The sequence below is a fragment of the Jatrophihabitans sp. YIM 134969 genome (assembly GCF_054456675.1).
In genome coordinates, this window is sequence record NZ_JBTJEQ010000085.1 from 1 (window position 1) to 9,258 (window position 9,258).

At 70.3% G+C, this 9,258-nt stretch carries 17 protein-coding genes and 1 pseudogene; all 18 read right to left on the reverse strand.

Annotation, left to right across the window (positions count from 1 at the left end):
- Positions 1 to 330: hypothetical protein (locus ACXR2U_RS23490; RefSeq protein WP_458827520.1), on the reverse strand; the 330-nt coding region annotated here is incomplete at its 3' end.
- 118 nt (positions 331 to 448) lie between these two features.
- Positions 449 to 1,318 (reverse strand): type I methionyl aminopeptidase, encoded by an 870-nt coding sequence (gene map, locus ACXR2U_RS23495; protein WP_458827521.1) that lies wholly within the window; start codon positions 1,316 to 1,318, stop codon positions 449 to 451.
- Between the two features lie 11 nt (positions 1,319 to 1,329).
- The gene (locus ACXR2U_RS23500) at positions 1,330 to 2,016 is read right to left on the reverse strand and encodes an adenylate kinase (protein WP_458827522.1); all 687 of its coding nucleotides are present in this window, start codon (positions 2,014 to 2,016) and stop codon (positions 1,330 to 1,332) included.
- Complete coding sequence (gene secY / locus ACXR2U_RS23505) at positions 2,016 to 3,320, reverse strand: preprotein translocase subunit SecY (protein WP_458827523.1); 1,305 nt, start codon at positions 3,318 to 3,320, stop codon at positions 2,016 to 2,018. The genes ACXR2U_RS23500 and secY overlap by 1 nt, the downstream gene beginning before the upstream one ends.
- A gap of 292 nt (positions 3,321 to 3,612) precedes the next feature.
- Entirely contained in the window at positions 3,613 to 4,056 is a 444-nt protein-coding gene (gene rplO / locus ACXR2U_RS23510) for a 50S ribosomal protein L15 (RefSeq protein ID WP_458827524.1), read from the reverse strand.
- A 3-nt stretch (positions 4,057 to 4,059) separates the two neighbouring features.
- A complete protein-coding gene (gene rpmD / locus ACXR2U_RS23515) occupies positions 4,060 to 4,242 on the reverse strand; it encodes a 50S ribosomal protein L30 (protein ID WP_458827525.1) in 183 nt (60 codons plus the stop codon).
- 2 nt (positions 4,243 to 4,244) lie between these two features.
- Positions 4,245 to 4,937, reverse strand: a complete 693-nt coding sequence (rpsE, locus tag ACXR2U_RS23520; protein ID WP_458827526.1) for a 30S ribosomal protein S5 — start codon at positions 4,935 to 4,937, stop codon at positions 4,245 to 4,247.
- Between the two features lie 31 nt (positions 4,938 to 4,968).
- The gene (gene rplR / locus ACXR2U_RS23525; protein WP_458827527.1) at positions 4,969 to 5,358 is read right to left on the reverse strand and encodes a 50S ribosomal protein L18; all 390 of its coding nucleotides are present in this window, start codon (positions 5,356 to 5,358) and stop codon (positions 4,969 to 4,971) included.
- Complete coding sequence (rplF, locus tag ACXR2U_RS23530) at positions 5,358 to 5,897, reverse strand: 50S ribosomal protein L6 (RefSeq protein ID WP_458827528.1); 540 nt, start codon at positions 5,895 to 5,897, stop codon at positions 5,358 to 5,360. The genes rplR and rplF overlap by 1 nt, the downstream gene beginning before the upstream one ends.
- Positions 5,898 to 5,910: 13 nt before the next feature.
- Positions 5,911 to 6,315, reverse strand: a complete 405-nt coding sequence (rpsH, locus tag ACXR2U_RS23535; RefSeq protein ID WP_458827529.1) for a 30S ribosomal protein S8 — start codon at positions 6,313 to 6,315, stop codon at positions 5,911 to 5,913.
- Positions 6,316 to 6,439: 124 nt separating this feature from the next.
- Entirely contained in the window at positions 6,440 to 6,625 is a 186-nt protein-coding gene (locus tag ACXR2U_RS23540) for a type Z 30S ribosomal protein S14 (RefSeq protein ID WP_458827530.1), read from the reverse strand.
- Between the two features lies 1 nt (position 6,626).
- Positions 6,627 to 7,190 (reverse strand): 50S ribosomal protein L5, encoded by a 564-nt coding sequence (gene rplE, locus ACXR2U_RS23545; RefSeq protein ID WP_458827531.1) that lies wholly within the window; start codon positions 7,188 to 7,190, stop codon positions 6,627 to 6,629.
- The gene (rplX, locus tag ACXR2U_RS23550) at positions 7,190 to 7,528 is read right to left on the reverse strand and encodes a 50S ribosomal protein L24 (protein ID WP_458827532.1); all 339 of its coding nucleotides are present in this window, start codon (positions 7,526 to 7,528) and stop codon (positions 7,190 to 7,192) included. Before rplX ends, rplE begins: the two co-directional genes overlap by 1 nt.
- 4 nt (positions 7,529 to 7,532) lie before the next feature.
- Positions 7,533 to 7,901 (reverse strand): 50S ribosomal protein L14, encoded by a 369-nt coding sequence (gene rplN, locus ACXR2U_RS23555; protein ID WP_458827533.1) that lies wholly within the window; start codon positions 7,899 to 7,901, stop codon positions 7,533 to 7,535.
- 63 nt (positions 7,902 to 7,964) lie between these two features.
- Positions 7,965 to 8,270, reverse strand: a complete 306-nt coding sequence (rpsQ, locus tag ACXR2U_RS23560) for a 30S ribosomal protein S17 (RefSeq protein ID WP_458827534.1) — start codon at positions 8,268 to 8,270, stop codon at positions 7,965 to 7,967.
- Positions 8,267 to 8,503, reverse strand: a complete 237-nt coding sequence (gene rpmC, locus ACXR2U_RS23565) for a 50S ribosomal protein L29 (RefSeq protein ID WP_458827535.1) — start codon at positions 8,501 to 8,503, stop codon at positions 8,267 to 8,269. The genes rpsQ and rpmC overlap by 4 nt, the downstream gene beginning before the upstream one ends.
- Positions 8,503 to 8,919, reverse strand: coding sequence for a 50S ribosomal protein L16 (rplP, locus tag ACXR2U_RS23570; protein ID WP_458827536.1), 417 nt, complete (start codon positions 8,917 to 8,919; stop codon positions 8,503 to 8,505). Before rplP ends, rpmC begins: the two co-directional genes overlap by 1 nt.
- 3 nt (positions 8,920 to 8,922) lie before the next feature.
- Positions 8,923 to 9,258 (reverse strand): annotated as a pseudogene (locus tag ACXR2U_RS23575) (hypothetical protein); the annotation flags it as partial.

The window sequence follows — 9,258 nt, forward strand, 5'->3', positions numbered from 1 at the left end:
GTAGCCCGACGCGTCGCGCACGAGGACGTCCACCAGGACCCGGCCCGCGGCGTCGCGGCGCAGGCTGCCCGGGCCCGTGAGCGGGAGGCCGACCGCGGCGGCCTGGGCGCCGGTCGAGGCCTTGGCCGCCGTGGCGAGGGTCGACAGCCGCGGGGTCAGCGGCCCGGACACGTGGTGGAAGCCCGCGAGCTTCGGGGTGACGTGCGCGGTGAGGTCGAGCGCCGCGGGCGCGGCGGCGACGGCCGGGGTGGAGACCCCGACCAGGGCGCCGGCGACGGCGGTCGAGACGACCGCAGCGGTCAGCAGAACGGAACGGGACCGAGCGGACACGAGGCCCTCCCCAGCAGAGGCGGCACCGCGGGCGTCGCGGGCGGGCCCAGCATGGAGTGCCCACCCGGGGCGGTCAAGGAATCGCGCGAGATCGCGGCACGAAGGGGAACGAACCCGGTCAGACGGTTGCGACGCCCGCGCGCGCCGACACCGGAGCGCCCCGCGCCTCGAGTTCCTCCCGGCCGCCGTCGACGGCGGTGAGCACCCACAGGCCGTCGGGCAGCAGGGCCACGGTGTGTTCCCAGTGGGCGGCGGCCGTGCCGTCGGCGGTGACGACGGTCCACCCGTCCTCGAGCTCCCGCGTGGCGGGGTCGCCGAGGGTCAGCATCGGCTCGATCGCCAGTGCCATGCCCGGCCGCAGCGCCGCGCCGTGGCCCGGACGGCCGTAGTTGAGGACGTGCGGCTCCATGTGCATCGCGGTGCCGATGCCGTGGCCGCCGTAGTTCTCGACGATGCCGTACCGCTCCCCCGCCGGCGCCCGGCGGACCGAGGTCTCGACCGCGTGGGAGATGTCGGTGACCCGGCCGCCGATGCGGATCGCGGCGATGCCGTCCCACATCGCCCGGCGGGTGGTCTCGGACAGGTCGGCGAGGTCGGGGGTCACCGTGCCGACCGCGACGGTGATCGCCGAGTCACCGTGCCAGCCGTCGACGATCGCGCCGAAGTCGATGGAGACCAGGTCGCCGTCGGCGAGGACCTCGGCGGAGCTCGGGATGCCGTGCACCACCCGGTCGTTGACCGACGCGCAGATGGTCGCGGGATAGCCGTGGTACCCCAGGAAGTTGGAGGTCGCGCCGTGGGCGGCGATCACCGAGCGGGCGACGTCGTCGAGGTCCGCGGTGGTCGCGCCCGGGACGGCCGCGGTCCGCATGGCGGCGAGCGCCTCGGCGACGACCAGCCCGGCCGTCCGCATGAGGTCGACCTGCTCGAGCGTCTTGATCTGGATGCCGTCGTGGCGGGCCCTGCGCCGCACGACTCCCCGGCCCATCGCGGTGACCCTCAGGCCTCGGTGGCCGCCGCGGACGGGTCGTTCGTCTCGCGGGCCTCGGTCAGCACGGCGATCGCGCGGGCGGTGATCTGGTCGACCGGGCCCAGGGCGTCGATGTTCCGCAGCTGGCCGCGGGAGGTGTAGAAGGCGATGAGCGGCTCGGTCTGCTGGGTGTAGACCTCGAGCCGGTGCCGGACGGTCTCGGCGCGGTCGTCGTCGCGCTGGTAGAGCTCGCTGCCGCACCGGTCGCAGACGCCCTCGACCTTGGTCGGCTCGAACTCCACGTGCCAGACGTGGCCGCACTTCTTGCAGGTACGCCGGCCGGACAGCCGCCGGACGACCTCCTCGTGGTCGACCTCGAGGTCGAGCGCGATGTCGAGGGAGACGCCGAGGTCGGACAGGATGCCGTCGAGCTCGTAGGCCTGGGCGACGTTGCGCGGGAAGCCGTCGAGCAGGAACCCGGCCGCGGCGTCGGGCTCGCCGAGCCGGTCGCGGACCATGGCGTTGGTGACCTCGTCGGGCACGAGGTCACCGGCGTCCATGTACTTCTTCGCGAGCAGACCCAGTTCGGTCCCCCCGCTCACGTTGGCGCGGAAGATGTCGCCGGTCGAGATCTTGACGATGTCGAAGTGGTCGGCGATGAACTCGGCCTGGGTGCCCTTGCCCGCGCCGGGCGGCCCCACCAGGACGAGCCGCATCAGCGCAGGAACCCTTCGTAGTTGCGCTGCATGAGCTGACTCTCGATCTGCTTCATGGTGTCGAGCCCGACACCGACCATGATCAGGACGGCGGTCCCGCCGAACGGGAAGTTCTGGTTGTTGCCACCGGTGAACGTGAAGAAGAAGTTCGGCAGGATCGCCACGATTCCCAGGTACAGCGCGCCGGGCAGCGTGATCCGCGACAACACGTACTGCAGGTACTCGGCGGTCGGGCGCCCCGGGCGGATACCCGGGATGAACCCGCCGTACTTCTTCATGTCGTCGGCCCGCTCCTCGGGGTTGAACGTGATCCCGACGTAGAAGTAGGCGAAGAAGATGATCAGGGCGAAGTAGATGAGGATGTGCAGCCAGTTGCTCTGGTCGAGCAGGTAGGTCGCCACGAACCGCGCGAAGGCGCCGGTCTGGTTGCCCTGCAACTGCGAGATCAGCTGCGGGATGTAGAGCAGCGAGGACGCGAAGATGACCGGGATGACGCCCGCCTGGTTGACCTTGAGCGGCAGGTAGGTCGAGGTGCCGCCGTACTGCTTGCGGCCGATCATGCGTTTCGCGTACTGCACCGGGATCCGGCGCTGGCCCTGTTCGACCAGGACCACGGCCGCGATGATCGCGAGGCCGAGCAGCAGGATCAGGGTGAAGTCGAAGCCGCCACCGTTCTGCAGGATCGTCTGGCCCTCGGACGGGATGCGCGCCGCGATCGAGGTGAACATCAGGATCGACATGCCGTTGCCGATTCCGCGGTCGGTGATGTTCTCGCCGAGCCACATGATCACGCCCGTGCCGGCGGTCATGGTCAGCACCATCGTCGCCAGGGTGAAGACGTCGGTCTGGTGGAGGATCGGGGTGTCGCAGCCCTGGAACAGCTGGCCCGAGCGCGCGAGCGCGATGAACCCGGTCGACTGCAGGATCGCGAGGCCGACGGTCAGGTAGCGGCTGTACTGCGTCAGCTTCTGCTGACCCGACTGCCCCTCCTTCTTGAGGGCGTCGAAGCGCGGGATGACCACGACCAGCAGCTGGATGATGATGCTCGCGGTGATGTACGGGAGGATCCCGAGCGCGAACACCGAGAGGCGCAGCAGCGCTCCACCCGAGAACAGGTTGATGAGCGAGTAGACGTTCTGCGCATCGGCCGAGGCGGTGTCGAGGCACCGCTGGATCGCGGTGATGTCCGTGTTCGGCGTCGGCACGCTGGCGCCGAGGCGGTACACGACGACGATGGCCAGCGTGAAGAGCAGCTTCTTCCGCAGGTCGGGCGTGCGGAACGCCGCCGCGAAGGCGCTGAGCAACGTGTCCTCCTGGTCCCCCGGGACCTGCCGTGGCGGCAGGCACGGGGACGGATCGGGTCGGTCCGGGCCGGAGGGCCTCGGCACACGACGTGGCCACCCCGGACGGGGCCGCCGGACGAGCGGTGTGGCTGGAACGGTGTTGCTGGAACGGTCTTGCTGGAACTGGGTGTGGGTGTGGCGGTGTGACTCTATGCAGTGACGGCGGGGAATGCTAACGGCCGCCGACAGGCGACGAGCCGCGGGCCCCACCCCGGTGGGGGCGTGACCCGCGGCTCGCGGATGCTGCGGTACCTCAGGCGGTGGCGGTGACGCTGCCGCCGGCGGCCTCGATCTTGGCCTTGGCCGAGTCCGAGAAGGCGTCGGCGGTGACGTTGACCGCCACACCGATCTCGCCGTTGCCGAGGACCTTGACCGGGAACCCGTCGCGGACGGCGCCGCGCAGGATCAGGTCGACCGGTAGGACGTCGCCGCCCTCGGGGAACAGTTCGCCGAGCCGGGACACGTTGACGACCTGGTACTCGACCCGGAAGCGGTTCTTGAAGCCCTTGAGCTTCGGGAGCCGCATGTGGATCGGCATCTGGCCGCCCTCGAAGCCCGCGGGCACCTGGTAGCGGGCCTTGGTGCCCTTGGTGCCGCGGCCGGCCGTCTTGCCCTTCGAACCCTCACCGCGACCGACACGGGTCTTCGCGGTGTGGCTGCCCGGAGCCGGGCGCAGGTGGTGGACCTTGAGGGTCATCTCTTACTCGACCTCCTCGACCGTCACCAGGTGCGGCACGGTCGCGACCATGCCCCGGATCTCCGGGCGGTCTTCCTTCACGACGGTGTCGTGCATCCGCTTGAGCCCCAGCGACCGCAAGGTCTGCTTCTGGTTCTCCTTGTAGCCGATGCCCGACTTGGTCTGGGTGATCTTCAGGCGAGGCATGCTCACGCTCCCCGGGTGCCGGCCGCGTTCGCGGCCGCCAGGGCACGCGCACGCAGCATGCCGGCCGGGGCGACGTCCTCGAGGGGCAGACCCCGGCGGGCCGCGATGGCCTCCGGCTGGGTCAGGCCCTTCAGCGCCGCCACGGTGGCGTGGACGATGTTGATCGGGTTGTCCGAGCCGAGCGACTTGCTCAGCACGTCCCCGATGCCGGCGCACTCGAGCACCGCACGCACCGGTCCACCGGCGATGACGCCGGTACCGGGGCTCGCGGGCTTGAGCAGCACGACACCGGCGGCCGCCTCACCCTGGACGGGGTGAACGATCGTCGAGCCGATGCGCGGCACGGTGAAGAAGTGCTTCTTGGCCTCCTCGACACCCTTGGCGATCGCCGCGGGCACCTCCTTGGCCTTGCCGTAGCCGACACCGACGGTGCCGTTGCCGTCACCGACGATGACGAGCGCGGTGAAGCTGAAGCGCCGGCCACCCTTGACGACCTTGGCGACGCGGTTGATCGTCACCAGGCGCTCGATGTACTGGCTCTTCTCGCGGCTGTCGCCCCGGTTGTCGCGGTCGCGTCCGCCGCGCCGGTCGCCCCGGCCGCCGTCACGCTCGTTCGCGGTGCCGCCGCCGGTACCGGACGCGTTGCCGGTGCTCCCGCGCTGGCCGCCGCGCTGGGGTCCTCCGAAGGACGCCATCAGGACTCAACTCCTCGGTTGATGCTCATGCTCAGAACTCCAGTCCGGCTTCGCGGGCCGCGTCGGCGAGCGCCGCGATCCGGCCGGTGTAGGTGGCGCCACCGCGGTCGAACACGACCTGGGTGACCCCGGCGGCCTTGGCCGCCTCGGCGAGCGTGGTGCCGACCGCGCGGGCCTGGGCGGTCTTGTCACCCTCGGTGAGCTTGTAGGTCGACGCCGACGCGAGCGTGGTGCCGGCGCGGTCGTCGACGACCTGCGCGAAGACGTGCCGCGCGGACCGGGTGACGACCAGGCGCGGCCGGGTGGCCGTGCCGACGACCCGCTTGCGCAGGCGGAAGTGACGACGGGCCTTGCCGGTCCGCCGCGTGGCGGAGATGCCGGCCGAACGGCGCGCGCGCTTGGTGGTGGTGCTCTTCGCCATCACTTACCTGTCTTCCCGGCCTTGCGGCGCACGACCTCGCCCTGGTAGCGGATGCCCTTGCCCTTGTAGGGGTCCCGACGCCGCAGGCGCTTGATGTTGGCCGCGATCTCGCCGACCTGCTGCTTGTCGATGCCCTCGATGACGAAACGCGTGGGCGCCTCGACACGGAACGTGATGCCGGCCGGCGCCTTCACGAGGACCGGGTGGCTGTAGCCGAGGGCGAACTCGAGGTCCGTGCCTCGGGCCTGCACGCGGTAGCCGGTGCCGACGATCTCCATCGTCTTGCTGTAGCCCGCGGTGACGCCGAGGACCATGTTGTTCACCAGGGTCCGCGACAACCCGTGCAGCGCCTTGTTCTCGCGCTCGTCGTCCGGCCGGGCGACCTCGAGGGTGCCGTCGTCGGCCTTGCGGATGGTGATGGGCTCCTTGAGGGTGAGCGACAGCTCGCCCTTCGGGCCCTTGACGGTGACGTCCTGTCCGGCGACGGTCACGTCGACCCCGCTCGGGACCGGGACCGGCAACTTACCGATGCGACTCATGGCTGTACCCCCGTCACCAGACGTAGGCGAGGACTTCCCCGCCCACTCGCTGCTTGGCGGCCTGCCGGTCGGTCACGAGACCGGACGAGGTCGAGATGATGGCGACGCCCAGGCCACCGAGGACTCGGGGCAGGGAGGTCGACTTGGCGTAGACGCGCAGGCCGGGCTTGGACACGCGACGGATGCCCGCGATGCTGCGCTCGCGGTTGGGGCCGTACTTGAGGTCCAGGGTGAGGACCTTGCCCACCTGTCCCTCGGGGGCGTCGGCCACGCGGAAGCCCGCGATGTAGCCCTCCTGCTTGAGGATCTCGGCCACGTGGGACTTCAGCTTGCTGTGGGGCATCGAGACGTCGTCGTGGTACGCCGAGTTCGCGTTGCGCAGGCGCGTCAACATGTCGGCGATCGGGTCGGTCATCATGAGCGATCGTTCACTTCCTCGGGGCGGTTCCCCGGATCCGGGGCCTACCTCGATCGTGGTGCTGACCCACCGGGACGGAGTTGCCCCGGGGAGATGGTGCGGTGATGCGGTGTGGTCGTGCGGACTACCAGCTGGACTTGGTGACGCCCGGCAGCTCGCCCGCGTGCGCCATCTCGCGCACGCAGATCCGGCAGAGGCCGAACTTCTTGTAGACCGCGTGCGAACGGCCGCAGCGCTGGCAGCGGGTGTAACCCCGCACCGCGAACTTCGGCGTCCGGTTGGCCTTGTTGACCAGGGCCTTCTTGGCCATGTCAGTTCTCCTTGAACGGGAAGCCGAGCGCCCGCAGCAGCGCGCGTCCCTGCTCGTCGGTGGTGGCGGACGTGACGACGGTGATGTCCATGCCGCGCGGACGGTCGATCGAGTCGACGTCGATCTCGGGGAACATCGTCTGCTCGTTGAGACCGAACGTGTAGTTGCCGCTGCCGTCGAACTGCGTGGCCGACAGGCCGCGGAAGTCGCGGATGCGGGGCAGCGCGACCGAGACCAGCCGGTCGAGGAACTCCCACATGCGGTCGCCGCGCAGCGTGACCTTGACGCCGATCGGCATGCCCTCACGCAGCTTGAACTGCGCGATGGAGGTCTTGGCCCGGGTCACGATCGGCTTCTGGCCGGTGATGATCGTGAGGTCGCGGACCGCACCGTCGATGAGCTTGCCGTCGCGGGCCGCCGCGCCGACGCCCATGTTGACGACGACCTTCGACAGCGTCGGGACCTGCATGGCGTTGGCGAGGGAGAACTCGTCCTTCAACGCCGGCGCGATCTCGTCGCGGTACCGCTGCTTGAGGCGCGGCAGGGTGGTGGTGGGCGCGCTCATCAGAGGTCCTTCCCGGTGCTCTTCGCGACGCGGACGCGACGGGCCTTGCCGCCCTCGCCCGCCTCGTCCTCGGTCTGGCGCCGGTAGCCGACGCGGGTCGGCTGACCGCCGTCGTCGAGCACCATGACGTTGCTGACGTGGATGGGGGCCTCGGTGTGCTCGATGCCGCCGGCCCGCGCACCGCGCGCGGTCTGCGTGACCCGCGTGTGCTTCGTGACCCGGTTGATGCCCTCGACCAGGACGCGCTCGGACTCGGGGTAGGCCGCGATGACCGTGCCCTTCGTGCCCTTGTCCTTGCCGGCGATGACGACGACCTCGTCGCCCTTCTTGACCTTCATGGGGTTACAGCACCTCCGGTGCGAGCGAGATGATCCGCATGTAGCGCTTGTCGCGCAGCTCGCGGCCGACGGGGCCGAAGATGCGCGTGCCGCGGGGCTCGCCGTCGTTCTTGATGAGGACAGCCGCGTTCTCGTCGAAGCGGATGTAGGAACCGTCGGCGCGACGCCGCTCCTTGACGGTGCGGACGATGACCGCCTTGACGACGTCGCCCTTCTTCACGCCGGCGCCCGGAAGCGCGTCCTTCACCGTCGCGACGATGACGTCACCGATGCCGGCGTACCGGCGACCGGAACCGCCCATGACCCGGATGCACAAGATCTCCTTGGCACCGGTGTTGTCGGCGACGCGCAGTCGCGACTCCTGCTGGATCACTGCCTTCTCCTACTTCTACGGGACTTCGGTGTTACTGGTGGCCGAGCGGGCACGGGGCCAGCGTCAGCGGGCCTTCTCGATGACCCGCACGACGCGCCAGCGCTTGCTGGCCGAGGTGGGACGGGTCTCCATGAGCAGGACGCGGTCGCCCACGCCGCACTCGTTCGCCTCGTCGTGCGCGTGCAGCTTGCTGGTGCGGCGCAGGACCTTGGCGTACCGGGGGTGCTTCACGCGGTCCTCGACGGCGACGACGACGGTCTTGTCCATCTTGTCGCTGACGACCAGGCCCTCACGGGTCTTGCGGTGCGAACCGCGGTCCCCGTCGGCCTTGGCGGCGGTCGCTTCGTGCGTGTCGGCTGGTGTGGTCATGACTCGGTGGTCTCTCCGTCAGGGGCGACGGACAGGCCGAGCTCGCGCTCGCGCAGGATCGTGTAGATCCGCGCGATGTCGTGCTTGACCGTGCGCAGTCGCCGGTTGTTGTCGAGCTGTCCCGTGGCCATCTGGAACCGCAGGTTGAACAGCTCCTCCTTGGCCTCGCGCAGCCTTGTCTGCAGCTCGTCCGCGTGGAGTTCACGCAGCTCGTCGACGGTCGACGTGGCCATCACTCCCCCACCTCCCGGGTGACGATGCGGCACTTCATCGGAAGCTTGTGGATCGCGCGGGTGAGCGCCACGCGGGCGACCTGCTCGTTCGGGAACGACAGCTCGAACAGCACGCGCCCCGGCTTGATGTTGGCGATCCACCACTCCGGCGAACCCTTGCCGGAACCCATGCGGGTCTCGGCGGGCTTCTTGGTCAGCGGGCGGTCCGGGTAGACGTTGATCCAGACCTTGCCGCCACGGCGGATGTGCCGGTTGATGGCGATACGGGCCGACTCGATCTGCCGGTTGGTGAGGTAGGCGGGCTCGAGAGCCTGGATGCCGTACTCACCGAACGACACGGTCGTGCCGCCCGACGCCATCCCACGGCGGGTGGGGTGGTGCTGCTTGCGGTGCTTGACGCGACGGGGAATCAACATCGGTCAGCCCTCCTCGTTGTCAGGAGACGGAGCCTCGGTGCTGGCAGCCTCCGCTGCGGCCACACCGGACTCGCCGGCGTCGGCGGCCACGGTGGTGTCGAGCGGAGCGCCCTCGGTGTCGACGACCTCGGCCGGGGAGTCGCTGCCCTCGCGGGCGGCGACCTTCAGCTCCTCGGCGGCGATCGCGGTGGCGGCGTCGGCCTGGACCGCGGCCTCCTCGATGCCGGTCGCGGTGGCCGCGGCCTCGGCACTGCCGACGCCGGCGCTCGCGCGCCCGGCCTCGGTCGAGGTGCCGGTCGTGCCCTGGGCGCCGGAGCGACGCGGGCGGGCCGGGCGCTC

Excerpts from the sequence above, each read along its gene's own strand:
- map (WP_458827521.1), bottom strand. The coding sequence starts at position 1,318 with ATGGGCCGGGGAGTCGTGCGGCGCAGGGCCCGCCACGACGGCATCCAG.
- ACXR2U_RS23500 (WP_458827522.1), bottom strand. The coding sequence starts at position 2,016 with ATGCGGCTCGTCCTGGTGGGGCCGCCCGGCGCGGGCAAGGGCACCCAG.
- rplO (WP_458827524.1), bottom strand. The coding sequence starts at position 4,056 with ATGACCCTCAAGGTCCACCACCTGCGCCCGGCTCCGGGCAGCCACACC.
- rpmD (WP_458827525.1), bottom strand. The coding sequence starts at position 4,242 with ATGCCTCGCCTGAAGATCACCCAGACCAAGTCGGGCATCGGCTACAAG.
- rpsE (WP_458827526.1), bottom strand. The coding sequence starts at position 4,937 with ATGGCGTCCTTCGGAGGACCCCAGCGCGGCGGCCAGCGCGGGAGCACC.
- rplR (WP_458827527.1), bottom strand. The coding sequence starts at position 5,358 with ATGGCGAAGAGCACCACCACCAAGCGCGCGCGCCGTTCGGCCGGCATC.
- rplF (WP_458827528.1), bottom strand. The coding sequence starts at position 5,897 with ATGAGTCGCATCGGTAAGTTGCCGGTCCCGGTCCCGAGCGGGGTCGAC.
- rpsH (WP_458827529.1), bottom strand. The coding sequence starts at position 6,315 with ATGATGACCGACCCGATCGCCGACATGTTGACGCGCCTGCGCAACGCG.
- ACXR2U_RS23540 (WP_458827530.1), bottom strand. The coding sequence starts at position 6,625 with ATGGCCAAGAAGGCCCTGGTCAACAAGGCCAACCGGACGCCGAAGTTC.
- rplE (WP_458827531.1), bottom strand. The coding sequence starts at position 7,190 with ATGAGCGCGCCCACCACCACCCTGCCGCGCCTCAAGCAGCGGTACCGC.
- rplX (WP_458827532.1), bottom strand. The coding sequence starts at position 7,528 with ATGAAGGTCAAGAAGGGCGACGAGGTCGTCGTCATCGCCGGCAAGGAC.
- rpsQ (WP_458827534.1), bottom strand. The coding sequence starts at position 8,270 with ATGACCACACCAGCCGACACGCACGAAGCGACCGCCGCCAAGGCCGAC.
- rpmC (WP_458827535.1), bottom strand. The coding sequence starts at position 8,503 with ATGGCCACGTCGACCGTCGACGAGCTGCGTGAACTCCACGCGGACGAG.
- rplP (WP_458827536.1), bottom strand. The coding sequence starts at position 8,919 with ATGTTGATTCCCCGTCGCGTCAAGCACCGCAAGCAGCACCACCCCACC.